The sequence below is a fragment of the Floridaenema aerugineum BLCC-F46 genome (assembly GCF_041929345.1).
In the GTDB taxonomy this organism is placed as follows: Bacteria; Cyanobacteriota; Cyanobacteriia; order Cyanobacteriales; family Aerosakkonemataceae; genus Floridanema; species Floridanema aerugineum.
On sequence record NZ_JBHFNQ010000218.1, the window covers coordinates 1 to 13,923 of the forward strand.

General features: G+C 41.3%; 17 protein-coding genes. 8 read left to right on the forward strand and 9 right to left on the reverse strand.

What is annotated here, in order from left to right:
* Nucleotides 1-66 precede the first annotated feature (66 nt).
* Nucleotides 67-1,188: an RNA-guided endonuclease InsQ/TnpB family protein gene (locus ACE1CC_RS30015; RefSeq protein WP_413274102.1), complete on the reverse strand. Its 1,122-nt coding sequence runs from the start codon at nt 1,186-1,188 to the stop codon at nt 67-69.
* A 57-nt stretch (nt 1,189-1,245) separates the two neighbouring features.
* Between ACE1CC_RS30015 and tnpA the strand changes: the two genes are divergently transcribed.
* The gene (tnpA, locus tag ACE1CC_RS30020; RefSeq protein WP_413274103.1) at nt 1,246-1,647 is read left to right on the forward strand and encodes an IS200/IS605 family transposase; all 402 of its coding nucleotides are present in this window, start codon (nt 1,246-1,248) and stop codon (nt 1,645-1,647) included.
* Nucleotides 1,648-2,244: 597 nt separating this feature from the next.
* Nucleotides 2,245-2,583: a P-II family nitrogen regulator gene (locus ACE1CC_RS30025; RefSeq protein WP_413262371.1), complete on the forward strand. Its 339-nt coding sequence runs from the start codon at nt 2,245-2,247 to the stop codon at nt 2,581-2,583.
* Nucleotides 2,584-2,877: 294 nt separating this feature from the next.
* Here ACE1CC_RS30025 and rdgB read toward each other — a convergent pair whose 3' ends face one another.
* The 6 genes from rdgB to ndhC form a co-directional block, all read right to left on the reverse strand.
* Complete coding sequence (rdgB, locus tag ACE1CC_RS30030; protein ID WP_413274104.1) at nt 2,878-3,462, reverse strand: RdgB/HAM1 family non-canonical purine NTP pyrophosphatase; 585 nt, start codon at nt 3,460-3,462, stop codon at nt 2,878-2,880.
* 259 nt (nt 3,463-3,721) lie between these two features.
* Nucleotides 3,722-5,185 carry a phosphoglucomutase/phosphomannomutase family protein gene (locus ACE1CC_RS30035; protein WP_413274105.1) on the reverse strand — a complete coding sequence of 488 codons (1,464 nt, stop codon included), beginning with the start codon at nt 5,183-5,185 and terminating at the stop codon, nt 3,722-3,724.
* A 220-nt stretch (nt 5,186-5,405) separates the two neighbouring features.
* Nucleotides 5,406-6,701: a hybrid sensor histidine kinase/response regulator gene (locus tag ACE1CC_RS30040; RefSeq protein ID WP_413274106.1), complete on the reverse strand. Its 1,296-nt coding sequence runs from the start codon at nt 6,699-6,701 to the stop codon at nt 5,406-5,408.
* A 197-nt stretch (nt 6,702-6,898) separates the two neighbouring features.
* Nucleotides 6,899-7,417 carry an NAD(P)H-quinone oxidoreductase subunit J gene (locus tag ACE1CC_RS30045; protein WP_413274107.1) on the reverse strand — a complete coding sequence of 173 codons (519 nt, stop codon included), beginning with the start codon at nt 7,415-7,417 and terminating at the stop codon, nt 6,899-6,901.
* On the reverse strand, nt 7,410-8,153 hold the full coding sequence (locus ACE1CC_RS30050; RefSeq protein ID WP_413274108.1) for an NADH dehydrogenase subunit K: 744 nt from the start codon (nt 8,151-8,153) through the stop codon (nt 7,410-7,412). Before ACE1CC_RS30050 ends, ACE1CC_RS30045 begins: the two co-directional genes overlap by 8 nt.
* Complete coding sequence (gene ndhC, locus ACE1CC_RS30055; RefSeq protein WP_193981533.1) at nt 8,150-8,512, reverse strand: photosynthetic/respiratory NAD(P)H-quinone oxidoreductase subunit C; 363 nt, start codon at nt 8,510-8,512, stop codon at nt 8,150-8,152. The genes ACE1CC_RS30050 and ndhC overlap by 4 nt, the downstream gene beginning before the upstream one ends.
* Nucleotides 8,513-9,022: 510 nt before the next feature.
* Here ndhC and ACE1CC_RS30060 point away from each other — a divergent pair.
* The 6 genes from ACE1CC_RS30060 (at nt 9,023) to ACE1CC_RS30085 (ending at nt 11,366) form a co-directional block, all read left to right on the forward strand.
* A complete protein-coding gene (locus ACE1CC_RS30060; RefSeq protein WP_413274109.1) occupies nt 9,023-9,358 on the forward strand; it encodes a rubredoxin in 336 nt (111 codons plus the stop codon).
* Between the two features lie 194 nt (nt 9,359-9,552).
* Nucleotides 9,553-10,560, forward strand: coding sequence for a photosynthesis system II assembly factor Ycf48 (locus tag ACE1CC_RS30065; protein ID WP_413274110.1), 1,008 nt, complete (start codon nt 9,553-9,555; stop codon nt 10,558-10,560).
* An 83-nt stretch (nt 10,561-10,643) separates the two neighbouring features.
* Entirely contained in the window at nt 10,644-10,892 is a 249-nt protein-coding gene (psbE, locus tag ACE1CC_RS30070) for a cytochrome b559 subunit alpha (protein WP_413262378.1), read from the forward strand.
* A 23-nt stretch (nt 10,893-10,915) separates the two neighbouring features.
* The gene (gene psbF, locus ACE1CC_RS30075) at nt 10,916-11,047 is read left to right on the forward strand and encodes a cytochrome b559 subunit beta (protein ID WP_193980582.1); all 132 of its coding nucleotides are present in this window, start codon (nt 10,916-10,918) and stop codon (nt 11,045-11,047) included.
* A 9-nt stretch (nt 11,048-11,056) separates the two neighbouring features.
* Nucleotides 11,057-11,179, forward strand: a complete 123-nt coding sequence (locus tag ACE1CC_RS30080) for a photosystem II reaction center protein L (protein WP_413262379.1) — start codon at nt 11,057-11,059, stop codon at nt 11,177-11,179.
* Nucleotides 11,180-11,246: 67 nt separating this feature from the next.
* Nucleotides 11,247-11,366 (forward strand): photosystem II reaction center protein J, encoded by a 120-nt coding sequence (locus tag ACE1CC_RS30085; protein ID WP_413262380.1) that lies wholly within the window; start codon nt 11,247-11,249, stop codon nt 11,364-11,366.
* Nucleotides 11,367-11,525: 159 nt separating this feature from the next.
* On the opposite strand, the gene ACE1CC_RS30090 is transcribed toward ACE1CC_RS30085, so the two are convergent.
* Together ACE1CC_RS30090 and ACE1CC_RS30095 are read right to left on the reverse strand one after the other, a co-directional pair.
* Entirely contained in the window at nt 11,526-13,514 is a 1,989-nt protein-coding gene (locus ACE1CC_RS30090) for a hypothetical protein (RefSeq protein ID WP_413274111.1), read from the reverse strand.
* A gap of 117 nt (nt 13,515-13,631) precedes the next feature.
* Nucleotides 13,632-13,859 carry a DUF4351 domain-containing protein gene (locus ACE1CC_RS30095; protein WP_413274112.1) on the reverse strand — a complete coding sequence of 76 codons (228 nt, stop codon included), beginning with the start codon at nt 13,857-13,859 and terminating at the stop codon, nt 13,632-13,634.
* Nucleotides 13,860-13,923 lie beyond the last annotated feature (64 nt).

A 13,923-nucleotide genomic window follows, 5' to 3' on the forward strand; every position in this document is an offset into this window, starting at 1 on the left:
AGGATACTTGCCTTCACTCACAAGGTTATGAAGTTGTCAGTACCAAGGATTTAAGTGCTTCTCAACCTATTGGTTACTTGATACTGCTAGTCGTCCCCCGATTTCTCGGTTTTGACTAAACGAATCGCACTTTCTCGCTGCGTTTTCATCTCTGTCGTGGTGAGTTCCACACTTCGGGCAAGTCCATTCTAATTCCTTTAAAGTGAGCAAATCATTCTTGTGTTTGCAGCAATTACAAAGCTTTGTGCTAGGAAAGAATCTGTCAACTTCCACAAGTTTTCCTCCCTCTCTTTTCAACTTGTAGTCTAGGAAGTTTACCAACATCCCAAAACCAGCATCTAAGACCGATTTTGCCATATTGGTACGCGCCATTCCTTTAACACAAAGGTCTTCCACTACAATGACTTGGTTTTCATCAACTAATTTACGAGAGAGTTTATGGAGGAAATCTTGTCTTGTATTCGCTATCTTCTCATGAACTCTGGCTACCCTTTTAATCTGCTTTCTGCGATTACTGGAGCCTTTCTTTTTACGAGATAAAGCTTGCTGTCTACGTCTTAGGCGTTTAGCGTATTTCTTAGTGGTTCTAGCTGGGTCAACCTTATAAGTTGCCTCCCCATCAAACACTGTCACTAAACTATTTAATCCCAAGTCGATTCCAGATATTTTCCCGTCTTTTTCTTTTGGGTCATCAGCAACTTCAAATAAGATTGAGGCGTAATATTTGTCTGTACTTGTTTTACTGATAGTCACAGACTTAATCTTGCCATCAATCTTTTTAGAAATCGCTGCCTTAACAATGCCTATCTTGGGAAGCTTAATATCTTTCTTCTGAATCGAGCAACCTTCAGGATATCTCAGGGATTGTTTGTCATGCTTACTTTTGAAGTTAGGGAATTTTGCCCTGACTTCAAAGAAGTTGGTAAACGCAGTTCCCAGATCCATTAATGATTGCTGAAGTGTAGTAGCTGTTGCTTCCTTTAACCAAGAATACGCAGGTTGCTTTTTGAGTTGGGTTAAGTCTTTTGCCATATCGCAATAACTCATCCCCTTCCCTGTTTCTTGATATTGAGCGTTGGATTTGTTGAGGTAATAATTACGAACAAAGCGGCAACAGCCAAAGTTTTTCGCTAAGGCTATTTGCTGTTCTTTATTCGGATATATTCTTACCTTCAACGCAGTTAGCATTCATTTACTCATGCTCAATGCTAATATTTTAATAGTTAACGCTATGAAATGTAAATCATGTATAATTACGGATTTAGGTCTGTTTACAGGCTTAATGCTCACATAATTCTGGTCGTAAAATACCGAAAGAAAGCTATTAACAAGGTAATTCTATCTAGACTTAAGGAGATATTCATTGACACCCTGAACAAGTGGGATGCTCAATTGGTGGAATTTAATGGAGAGGCAGATCATATTCATCTGCTAATTGACTACAAGCCGGACAAGCCTTTATCAACTTTAATTGGCAATCTAAAGACGGTTAGTAGTCGGCTAATTCGCAAAGAGTTTCCTGAACTTTCTGAGAAATATTTTTACGGTAAGCCTCACTTTTGGACTGGTGCTTATTTTGTTGCCAGTTGTGGCGGCGTTACCGTTGAACACTTAAAGCGTTATGTCGAGAATCAGTCTGAATTATAAGGAAACGCTTGCGCTCAATCTGAGGCGAGTTGGTCGCAATTCATCTCACCGTTAAGCTGCGCTGTAACGGTGAGATGAATTGCGACATTTAAGATAGAAGTCAGAGGGAAGGGTAAAATCTTTCCCTTTTACCTTTGAGGTTCTGTAGCCAAAAGTTGTTTTCTGTCATGAATTGTTTACTTTTGCGACTCTCCGTGCTTGAAAAGCATGAAAGATAACGCCAGATATGGTAATCTCAAACGGTGACTTGTGCCAGCATAAGGAGCAGGAATGTCTCATATCAATTCTCTAAAATGCTGCAAATTAATCTCCGCGTCTGGAGTTTCGCCGCGTCGCCGCGTCAATCATCTGTAGCCAACTTAAGGAGAAATGATATTAGACGGTAGGATTAGCCGAAGTAAAAGATGTCACAAATACCTGTGGACGACTTAGAATACAAGATTATTTTCAAACCAGCTTTCCCGAAGTAGGGACGGTTTCATAGTCAATTCCTTACCGACTTCTGTATAGACAGTTCCTACATCAACCCCCTTGCTTCTTTTGTGCTGGTAATGTCTACTAAAAGACGCATGAAACAGATTTTGAGGAGTTAAGAAATTGAAAAAAATTGAAGCGATTATTAGACCATTCAAACTTGATGAAGTCAAGATAGCCTTAGTTAATGCAGGTATTGTCGGGATGACAGTTTCCGAGGTGCGTGGTTTTGGTCGCCAGAAGGGTCAAACTGAACGCTATCGCGGTTCTGAGTATACTGTGGAATTTCTCCAAAAACTAAAAGTAGAGGTTGTGATTGAAGACGATCAAGTTGACTTAGTAGTTGAAAAAATTATCGCCTCTGCTAGAACTGGAGAAATTGGCGATGGCAAAATTTTCATCTCGCCTGTGGAACAAGTAATTCGGATTCGTACAGGCGAAAAAAATACAGAAGCAATCTAAGAATTTTAGATTTTAGGACTTACGCAACTGGCACAATCAGTAGGGTGCATCAGAGGTTAAAACCCTTATTCTTTCAATCAAGTTTAATGTCTGACGCACCCTACAATTTGATTCAAATGTGACACGCAGCTTTAGTCCTGGATTTTAGATTTTAGATCGCCCATTCAACTAAGTTGTTACGCATTTAAAAGTCATATTGTAGGGTGCGTCAGAAGGGGATATTTTCCTTTCTATATAAGGCTTTACCGTCTGACGCACCCTACTCGTTAATAAGTGATTTAAATGCTCCACAGCTTAGGATCTAAAATCTAATTTTTGTAATTTGGGTAATAAGGCTTGAAATGCTTTTCCGCGATGACTCACAGATTTTTTTAATTCTGGAGTCATTTCTGCAAAGGTGATTTGTTGTTCTGGAACATAGAAAACAGGATCGTAACCAAAGCCATTATTACCTCGCGGAGAATGCAATATTTCTCCAGGACAAATTCCCTCAGTTTGTAAAGCGATCGAACCATCAGGACGTGCGATCGCAATTGCACAAACAAACCTCGCTTCTCGATTTAATTCGTTACCCAATTCAAACAGTAATCTTTCAATTCGATCGCGATCGCTACTCCCATAACGCGCCGAATAAATTCCCGGTGCTCCTTCTAAAGCTTCTACTTCTAAACCGGAATCATCTGCGATCGCCCATTGTCCCATTGCTTTTGCCACTTGAGATGCTTTTAGACAAGCATTTTCGCTAAAAGTTGCGCCTGTTTCTTCAATTTCTAATTCCTCCGGTTTAAGTTGCAATTCTAAATCTAAATCTGTTAAGTAATCTTGGATTTCTAACAACTTACCAGGATTACTTGTCGCAACTACTAATATTTTTGTCATTGGTCATTTGTCATTGGTTATTGGTCATTGGTCATTGGTTATTGGTCATTGGTTATTGGTTATTTGTCATTTGTCATTCGTCGTTTGTCATTGGTTATTGGTTAGAAAACTAACTAAGGACTGACCCAGGGACAAAAACCCGGTTTGTGCTTCAAATTTGCTCATCTAAACCCTGGATTTTTGCTATTAACCGGGTTTTTTTGCCTAAGTTCTCTAACTATTCACAAATGACAAATGACAAATGACAAATGACAAATGACTAAACAGAATTTGCCCAATTATTCGCCCAATTTAGCCTTTTATGCACCTCATCAAGATTGGCAGCTTCGCAATATAAACGCAAAACTGGTTCAGTACCACTAAAGCGGATCATCAGCCAACTACCATCAGCTAAACGGAATTTATAGCCATCAATTGTGTTGCAATCAACTACTGATTGTCCAGCAATTTCCTTCAGAGGTTGACTTTGTAATTGTTCTAAAAGTCGCGCCCGGACATCCATGCTAGCTAAGGGCAAATCTATGCGATCGTAATCAGAACTAAAGTTAGTCATTTCCTGCAAATTTCTGTACAATTGACTTAAATCTTTGCCCGATTCTACAACTGCTTCTAACACATACAACGCCGATAACAAAGCATCTCTTTCGGGAATGTGAGTGCCATAACCAATACCGCCAGACTCTTCTCCACCCAGTAAAACTGAAGTTTCAAGCATCCTGTCAGCAATATATTTGTAGCCGACCGCAGTTTCAAATAATGACAGTTGATAATGTGCTGCTACCTTGGGAATTAAATCAGAACCACTGACAGTTTTTACAATTTCGCCAGTCATGCCTCTTTTAGTTGCCAAATGTTCAATTAAAATGGGAATTAACACTTGAGAACTTAAAAAATTACCTTGCCCATCGACAGCAGCAATGCGATCGCTATCTCCATCAAATACTAAACCAACTGACAAACTATCAGGATTATTGGCTCTGTATTCTTTCATTACCCCGAAAAGTTTGCCCAAATATTTGGGTAAAGGTTCTGGCGCACCGCCTTCAAATAACGGATCGCGATCGCTGTTAATTTCTTTAACAGGTATACCCAATATTTGCTCAAATCCTGTTGCTGCTGCACCGTGCATTACATCAGCAAATACTGTTAATTTACCTTCTTTAATCGCCTGACGAATTTCCTCAATATTTACCTTAGCTCGTAATCCTTCACAATAGCTAGGCCAGGGATTAAACATTTCTAATTTCCCTGGTTCTGCTGCTGGTGTCAATTTCTCATCTAACTTTGCTTCTATTTGCTTAGTTACTTCTGGAGAAACCGAACCCCCAAAAGCACCCTTGACTTTTAAACCTAAATAGCTGCCAGGATTATGGCTAGCTGTAATCACAATAGCACCCAAAGCATTCAGTTTTTTTGCTGCCCAACTAAAAGCGGGAGTAGGAGCAAAAGTTTCTGTCAACAAAACATCAAAACCTACAGCGCGAATCGCCTCTGCTGCTGTACGCGCAAAGGTTTCTGCCATAAAACGGCGATCGTGCCCAACTATTACCGTCCGACTATTGGTAGTATTACCATATTCTTGGGCTAGAACTTGAGCCGCGATCGGTGCTACCAAAGCTACGCGCTCAAAAGTAAAATCTGCTGCTATTACACCGCGCCAACCATCTGTTCCAAATTTAATCGGATTAATAGTTATTGGCACAAAGGAAGAGTGAACCGCCATTAAATTTTGCCTCGCTTACCATTGAGACGCTCACTTTTTAATTTTATCGGCTATTGGTTAAAGCGGGACAATTTGCTCGGGAAAGGCAACAGAGAAAGTTTTCAGTTGTAGGGGCAATTCATGAATTGCCCCGGAGCGAGTTTTGAGTTGTAGGGGTGGGTGAGCGTAGAAGAGTCCTTGGAGCCTAAGCGAGCCCCTGGAATCCGTTTCCTGTTCCCTCTTAAGTTTGGGTTAAATTAACAGGAATTTCTATTAAAAATTCTGTACCTTCTCCTAACGTAGATTGATAAGTCAGTTTACCTTTATGTTTTTCCACTACTATTTCATAACTAGTTAATAATCCTAAACCGCTACCTTTGCCTACTGGCTTAGTCGTAAAAAATGGATCGAATAAATGTTCTCTGACATTTTCAGGAATTCCTGTACCATTATCTTTAATTTTAATAATAGCAGTTTGCCCTTCGGTTAATTCTGTAGCAATGCAGATAGTCGGTGTAATCGATGTATTATCGGCTGACTGCAATTTAGATTCTAGAGCATCGATCGCATTATTTAAAATATTCAAAAATACTTGATTCATCAGACTAGCATAACAATTAATCGCTGGTAATTGCCCATATTTTTTTTCTAGTTTGATTTCCCAGTCTCTTCCTTCTTTTCCTAGTCTTTGCTGTAATAATACTAAAGTGCTATCAATTCCTTGATGCAAATCTACAGGTTTAATATCAGATTCATTCAACCGAGAAAAAATTCGTAAGGCTAAATTCATTGTCGAAATTCGTTCGGCTCCCGTTTGCATAGAATCCAGAACTTTTTCCACATCTTTAACTATAAATTCTAGGTCAATTTCTTCTAGCGCTGCTTCTATAACAGGATTTGGTTGCGGATACTCTTGTTGATAAATATTAATTAACTTTAGTAAATCTTGGACATATCGACGAGCAAATTCAATATTCCCAGCAATAAACCCAATGGAATTATTAACTTCATGCGCCATACCAGCAGCTAGCTGACTTAAACTGAACATTTTTTCTTTTTGAATTATTTGGGCTTGGGCAGTTTTTAGTTCGGCTAAAGTTTTTTGGAGTTGGGCATTTTGCGATCGCATCTGACTTTGCAAATTTTTAATAAGTAACTGATGTTGAATTCGAGCTAAAACTTCTTCAATTTGAAAAGGCTTAGTAATATAATCTGCACAACCCAAATGAAAAGCTTTTACTTTATCAGATACATCATCCAAAGCACTAATAAAAATTATCGGCACTGTCTTAGTTTTTTCATCATTCTTTAATTCCTGACAAACTTCATATCCATTCATCATTGGCATATTAATATCTAATAAAACCAAGTCAGGTAAAACAGTTCTAATTGCCGTCAAAGCCATTTTCCCACTAATTGCTTTCCGCACGCTATAACCTTGTTCTTGCAGCAGAGTGGATAAAAAACGAATATTATCTGGTGTATCATCCACAATCATAATATCCGCTTTCGAGGTAATTATTAAATTATCATTCATTACACTAACCAAGAGAGAAAATACAAAAAAGAGATTTAAAACTCAGCTATTTTTTCAAAACTAACACAACTAATCATTAGTATGTTATTTCTTTATAATTCATTAGTTAAATAAAAAGTTCAGTAAAATTACTGTTAATTCTAGATAAAAAATTAAAAAACCCCCAATATTGGGGGAGGAGAAAATTTTGGTCAGCTTTAGTAAGCATCCTGTAACTCGTAGAAATCGGGAGAGACATAATCCTTACGTAAAGGCCAACCTACCCAATCTTCCGGCATTAACAACCGCTTCAAATTCGGGTGTCCTTCGTAAATAATGCCGTACATATCGTAAGTTTCGCGTTCTTGCCAATCGGCGCTTGCCCAAATCCAGTACACTGAGGGCACTGTAGGATTTTCTCTGGGTAGAAATACCTTTAAGCGCACTTCCTCTGGACGATCGGCATCATCGCTGAGTTTAATCAGATTGTAAAAACTGACCAACTCTTGTCCGGGGCCAACATCATAACCGCCTTGACACTGAAGGTAGTTAAACCCATAAGCATACAAAGCAGTAGCCAAGGGAATCAAGAAATCAGGTTCAACCTTAATAATTTCGATGCCACGAGGATCTGGTTGTAAAGACTCATGTTCAAAACCATTTTCAGTCAACCAGCGAGAAACTTTACCAGCTTCTACCAAAGTCGAAGTTTCTGGTGCAAGAGATTCATCAGCCACGAGAAACCTCCTTTTCTGTTGCTTTGAGTGCTGGTGGTACAGGCATACCCATAGCTTCGGTCAATTCTTTCGGTGGATTGTAGCGAGTATCAGATTGGAGATACTTACCGTCTAAGATAGCTGGCACAGCTTTCATTTTGTGAGTTGTGCTGTAGTAACGGTGAGTTTGAACCAGGCTTCCCCGTTCCTGGATAGAATTATTACTAATTTTCTTTCTCAGTTTGACGATCGCATCCATAATCGCTTCTGGACGGGGAGGACAGCCGGGGATATAAATATCTACAGGAATCAGTTTATCTACCCCACGCACTGCCGTCGGGGAGTCAACACTAAACATTCCGCCTGTGATGGTACAAGCACCCATCGCGATCACATACTTAGGTTCCGGCATTTGCTCATACAAGCGTACCAAAGCCGGAGCCATTTTCATGGTGATCGTACCTGCGGTGATAATTAGATCGGCTTGACGAGGGGTAGCACGGGGGACTAGACCGAAGCGATCGAAGTCAAACCGAGAACCAATCATCGCTGCAAATTCAATAAAGCAGCAAGCCGTACCAAACATTAAAGGCCAAAGACTCGAAAGCCTTGCCCAGTTGTAAAGGTCATCAACCGTAGTTAAAATGACATTTTCCGAAAGTTCTTGAGTAACAGCAGTACGCTCAACCGGGTTGAGAATCTTTTCTTTTAGCTGTTGCTCAAAATTAGGATCTGTAGTTGTGAGATTTGAATTCATGACCATTCCAAGGCTCCTTTGCGCCATGCGTAAACCAGAGCAACGACTAAAATTGCGATAAAGATCAGTGCTTCAATAAAGGCTAAAAGTCCCAAACGATTAAAGGCGACAGCCCAAGGGTAAAGAAAAACCGTCTCCACGTCAAAGACCACGAAGACCAAGGCAAACATATAGTAGCGAATGTTGAATTGAATCCAGGCTCCGCCAATTGGTTCCATCCCCGATTCATAAGTAGTGCGACGCTCTGGCCCACGACGGCTGGGGCGTAGTAGTTTCGATGCAGTCAGAGCTAAAGCTGGGACTAGGCTGCAAATGATTAGGAAGCCCAGTAAGTATTCATAGCCGCTAAGAACAAACACAATTAGTTGCTACCACTTTGGCAAAAGGACATTTGTTACTTATTTTTACAGATAATTCGCCTTTCGGGATGCTTCGGCTTGCTGATGACAATCATCATCAGAGATGGGGAGATGGGGAGATGGGGAGTTCCTGAACTGAGCTTAACTGAGATCTTGCACGCTTGAGGCGGAGCCTGGAGTTTCTCGTTTTCTCGTTTTTCTCGTTTCTCGTTCCCCGGTTCAACCGGGGAACGAGGTCTTGGAGGTTCTACCTCCATTGCTGCAAGATCTCAGTTAATTGTTTCTCGTGACCAGGTTCAGAGGCGGAGCCTCTATTTCTCGTGACCAGGTTGAACCTGGTCACGAGTATTGGGAGGTAGAACCTCCCCACTTCTTGAACCTGGTCACGAGTATTGGGAGGTAGAACCTCCCCACTTCTTCAACTTCTGAGCCAGAAAGACATAATATGTCATAATCTGTAACAGATATTTTAAGATTTCCGCCTGCTTTTCTAATAATCCAAAGAGAGCAATGACTAACCAAGCTGTTGATCCGAAGACGTTGGATCGATATGAGTGTAAAGCCTGCGGCTATGTTTATGAGCCGGAGAAGGGAGACGACAAGAACGATATTGCTGCGGGAATTCCCTTTGAGGAATTGCCAGCAAATTGGCGCTGTCCCGTTTGTGGGGTGCGGCAGTCTGCATTCCAAAATATTGGGCCAAAAGGAACTGCATCGGGATTCAAGTCTAATTATGGCTATGGCTTCGGTGTCAATACTCTTACACCCACACAAAAGAATCTGTTGATTTTTGGTGGCTTGGCACTGGGCTTTTTGTTTTTCCTGAGTCTGTATGGATTACAATGATTGAGTTTTGGCATTCATCGTGGGGAGAAGCATTCTGGCAATAATTTGTTGGTTGTGAACCCAAAGATATTTGCCAGAATGCTGCGCCCCTAGAACATCCCCGATGCGGGAGGATAAAAAATTGGCAGATTTTTAGAAGATGAAAAGTTTGGCAGAAAAACTAGGCAAGACAAATTAGAGAAGATTGGGCAAAAATGCGATCGCTATTGAGAAATTTGCAAAAATTAGGAGTGCTGCTAGCAGTTGTCCTCCTTTGTGTAGCTTGTAGTAAAGTACCCACTATCAGTGAAAATCCTTGGGAAATCATTAATTTACCCACAGACAGTAACCTGTCAGATGTGGCTTTTACTGGCGACAAAAATCACGGCTGGATAGTGGGAAGCAACACAACTTTGCTAGAAAGTACTGACGGCGGGGAAACTTGGCAACCGAAAGTTCTAGATTTAGGTGAGCAAAAGTACCGTTTCAATTCTGTGAGTTTTTCTGGCAAAGAAGGATGGATTGCTGGACAACCTTCACTGTTGCTACACACCACTGATGAGGGACAAACTTGGTCACGGATTACTTTAAGCGAAAAGCTCCCTGGTAATCCTAACACCGTGCTTGCCCTTGGCCCTGACTCGGCGGAAATGACTACCGATGTCGGCGCAATTTACCGGACATCTGATGGTGGTAAAACCTGGAAAGCAATGGTGGAAGAAGCTGTCGGCGTAGTGCGGAATATTTCCCGTTCTGATGATGGTAAGTATGTGGCGGTTTCCTCACGAGGGAATTTTTACTCGACTTGGGAACCGGGACAAAATGCTTGGACACAGCATAACCGCAACAGTTCCCGTCGCGTGCAAAACATGGGTTTCACCAAGGATGGTAGATTGTGGATGCTAGCTCGTGGTGGTCAACTGCAATTTACTGACCCTAAAGATCCAGAAGTATGGTTAGATGCTGATTATCCAGAATTTTCCACAAGCTGGGGTTTGCTGGATGTAGCTTATCGTACTCCTGAAGAAGTTTGGGTAGCTGGCGGTAGTGGGAATTTACTTCGCAGCTTAGACGGTGGCAAAACCTGGGAAAAAGACCGTCAGGTGGAAGATGTGCCTTCTAATCTTTACCGAATCGTGTTTCTGAGTCCAGAGCAGGGTTTTATTATCGGTCAGAATGGCACAGTGCTGAAATATAACCCGAATATTGTTGGCGCAGCTTAAACATTCTCAATGTTGGCTTGTGAGAGTGTTTAATATTTCGTATCATTTGTTTAAGATTCGATCTTGTTGTCGGAGGAAGAAGAATGGCAGGTACTACTGGAGAGCGTCCGTTTTCGGACATTGTTACTAGTATTCGTTATTGGGTAATTCACAGCATCACTATCCCGATGTTGTTTATTGCTGGTTGGTTGTTTGTGAGCACTGGGTTAGCCTACGATGCTTTTGGCACCCCTCGTCCTGATGAGTACTATACTCAAACTCGTCAAGAATTGCCGATCATTAGCGATCGATATCAAGCAAAAGACCAAATTCAAGAGTTTTCTGGTAAGTAGTTTTTAATCATTGGTTGCGAAATATGAATACTCCATCGAATCAACCCGTTTCTTATCCGATTTTTACTGTGAGATGGCTGGCTGTACATACACTGGCTGTACCTACAGTTTTCTTCCTGGGCGCGATCGCCGCTATGCAGTTCATTCAACGCTAGGAGACAGTTATGCCCACTCGTAACCCAAACCCTAATAATCAACCCGTTGAGTTAAACCGGACTTCTCTTTATTTAGGTTTACTCTTGATTTTCGTTCTCGGTTTGTTGTTCTCCAGTTATTTCTTTAACTAACTGGTTTTCAGTGATATTCGGTTGTAAAAATTAGAAAGTTGTTGTTGTTTCAACAGGAGGTAATGCTGTGTCTCAGAGTGGAAGAATTCCTTTGTGGATCGTTGCTACTGTAGCAGGTTTAGGCGTAATCGGCGTTGTCGGCATTTTCTTCTATGGTGCATACGCTGGTTTAGGTTCTTCTCTGTAAGAATTGTCTGAGTTTAAACTTTCGGAAAAAAACCGCTTTTCCTAAATTAGGTAAGCGGTTTTTGAATTTTTTTAGGCGATTGGGGGGAGAACTAAATGTAGGGGTAATTCATGAATTACCCCTACATTTAGATGTTCTGTCCCTTTGCCCTTCCTTCGATTACAAATTATTCAAATCATCGGAGAATTGTGGTAAGTCTGGGGGAACGACGCTGCGATTAATTTGGGCTTTGCGGCTTTCTTGTTTGGTGGCAATGTCGGAGGAAATTGCTTCAAAGCGAATTTCTAAACAACCGAAGGGAACTGTCATTGGGAAAGAGGTTTCTAAGTTTCCCCAAGCGTCGAGATAAAAATCACCTAACCAGCGTGGGCTTTCTACTAGCGATCGCGTTTGCAAATCTACTACCCAAAACTTTACACCGAGTCGGGGTTGCCGCATTGGTACTTTGACGCGCACTCGAATTTGTTGTCCTGCGGTTAGTTCCCCTTGTGGTACATCTAATTCTGGAGTTGGTAAAGCTTCTTCTTCAACTTCTTCAACTTCTTCAGCAGAACTTTCTCCTAGCGAACTTAAACTATTTTCCGGTTTTCCTGGTAGGGGTGCGGGTGGTTCTTCTTCCTCTACGACAAATTCCATTGCAGCTAATTCGGCATCTGGGCCTGTATAAATTGCGGCTGGAGTTTCCGGTTCTGCTTGTGTATCTTCGATATCTTCTATGTCTTCAAAAATTGGATCTTTACTTAATTCGGTGGATAATTCTGCATCGGCTGCGATCGCATTTAGTCGCGACCAAAACCGCTCTTCTAATTTTAATGATTGAAAAGCGGTATCAACATTAGATGAATCACTTTCCTCTGTTGTTGTTTCTTCTTCAGCATTAACTTCAGCGGAAATTTCTGCTACTTCTGTGTTTGTTTCGTCAGTAATATTTTCTGCGGTTAAAGATGTTGATTCTGTTGATTCTGTTGATTCTGTTTCCGTTTCTGTGGTTTCAGGAGTTGGTTCAGTTGTTAATTCTTGCTTTGGTACGGGTTGAGCAAAGTTACCAAACCGGGGCAATTCTATCTTTTTAACTGGGTTTTTTCCCAAGTCGGTTTGATAGAGTTGGGGGGGTAAAATTTGTTTGCCTCCGGGTTGAAAAACTGGGAGGGTGAGATTTTGTGGTGTACTTGCTTGGTTATAGGTTCCCAGATCTAAAGCTGCTGATTTAGATTGGTTTGAGGATAGTTCTAATACTTCTGTTTCCTGAAAATTATCGGCGATCGCACTCAGTAAATCATCTAAATTTCCGGTAATACTAAAAGATTTAGTTGCCAGAACCAATGGCGAATCGTTGGGGATTTCTGGCAGATCATAAATAGTAACTTCACCTAAGAGTAAATGGGTTTTACTTTGAGGAGGAATGTGAATATTGCAAGCAAAAGTAAAAGGTATTTCCTGTTTTGTAATGTGCTGCTGACGTTGGGCTAAAATTTGTCCGCTTTGGGGATCGCGCAGATGAATTCGCATTTCTCCTGTCAATGCTACTTTCGCCTCTGTTTCCTGATTTTCAACTGTATTTGGCAGTTCCAAATATCCCGCTAAAGTAATAGACTGTCCGGGACGCGCCATGTATGTTTCTTGCTTGAGAGTTAAGCGCAAGGGATAAGGATCGGGAGTTGCGGATTTAACAGGAGAAACTAGGATTTTAGATTGATGAGAAATGGTTAAATCTCCTATTTTCCCCTGTTCTCCTTCTCCCGTAGCACCGTGATTTGCTGCTTTTGGTTGAGGATCTGGGGGCAAAATATTTAATTTTAGGGTTTTTTGCCAAGGTTCGCCCATTAAATCTTCAAACAAATCTGGCAAACAGCGAAACTCCCAAATTCCGGGAGTGAGATTGGTAAAAGGAATCAGCACCATTAACCCTTCGGAGTTGATGCGACGCGATCGCTTTTGTAATCTCCGTTTCGGAGGGTTTTCGTGGATTGAGTGGTGAATGATGCGAATGTCTATATCGGTATCTGCACGGTTAGAACGCACTACTAGACGATACCTGCCTTCAGGAAGTTCAACTTCGGGTGATTTCAGGGATTGCCAAGAGCGATCGTTTTCTTTTTGAATGAGAAATTCCCAGTATTCCATCGGTAGCCGGAAAGATAGCGCCAATTCACCCTTAATCGTAGACTAGGGAAGGTTACACGGCAAATGTTTGCTAGTATAAGGCGACTGAAGTCACGGCTACACAAAACTTAGTCCGCCTTCGCGGACTGAAGAAAGTTTTGTCTATGATGGGTGATTTTGCAACCAAATAGTTAAATCAGTTGGTTGAGAGAAATCTAATAATGCTTCTGCCAAATCTTCTAGTTGTGGAATCGATAAAGTCTGAATTTGGGCTTGGATTTCGGGAGTGAGTGGGCCGATTCGACGATTAAGCTGACGCATAATCACTGCTATTTCTCCTCGTTGCTGTCCTTGTTCCAAGATATCTTGATAGATGACAGATTCACGCATAATTTCCTCTCTACGCAAGTTGCTAGTTATTTACATAAAGGTACGTTGTTGGGCTTTAGCCCTC

Bases quoted from the DNA above. Each gene is read 5' to 3' on its own strand.
- ACE1CC_RS30035 (WP_413274105.1), bottom strand. From the start codon at position 5,185: ATGGCGGTTCACTCTTCCTTTGTGCCAATAACTATTAATCCGATTAAA.
- rdgB (WP_413274104.1), bottom strand. From the start codon at position 3,462: ATGACAAAAATATTAGTAGTTGCGACAAGTAATCCTGGTAAGTTGTTA.
- ACE1CC_RS30015 (WP_413274102.1), bottom strand. From the start codon at position 1,188: ATGCTAACTGCGTTGAAGGTAAGAATATATCCGAATAAAGAACAGCAA.
- ACE1CC_RS30060 (WP_413274109.1), top strand. From the start codon at position 9,023: ATGACTAACCAAGCTGTTGATCCGAAGACGTTGGATCGATATGAGTGT.
- ACE1CC_RS30080 (WP_413262379.1), top strand. From the start codon at position 11,057: ATGCCCACTCGTAACCCAAACCCTAATAATCAACCCGTTGAGTTAAAC.
- psbE (WP_413262378.1), top strand. From the start codon at position 10,644: ATGGCAGGTACTACTGGAGAGCGTCCGTTTTCGGACATTGTTACTAGT.
- tnpA (WP_413274103.1), top strand. From the start codon at position 1,246: ATGTATAATTACGGATTTAGGTCTGTTTACAGGCTTAATGCTCACATA.
- psbF (WP_193980582.1), top strand. From the start codon at position 10,916: ATGAATACTCCATCGAATCAACCCGTTTCTTATCCGATTTTTACTGTG.
- ACE1CC_RS30065 (WP_413274110.1), top strand. From the start codon at position 9,553: ATGCGATCGCTATTGAGAAATTTGCAAAAATTAGGAGTGCTGCTAGCA.
- ACE1CC_RS30040 (WP_413274106.1), bottom strand. From the start codon at position 6,701: ATGAATGATAATTTAATAATTACCTCGAAAGCGGATATTATGATTGTG.
- ACE1CC_RS30095 (WP_413274112.1), bottom strand. From the start codon at position 13,859: ATGCGTGAATCTGTCATCTATCAAGATATCTTGGAACAAGGACAGCAA.
- ACE1CC_RS30050 (WP_413274108.1), bottom strand. From the start codon at position 8,153: ATGAATTCAAATCTCACAACTACAGATCCTAATTTTGAGCAACAGCTA.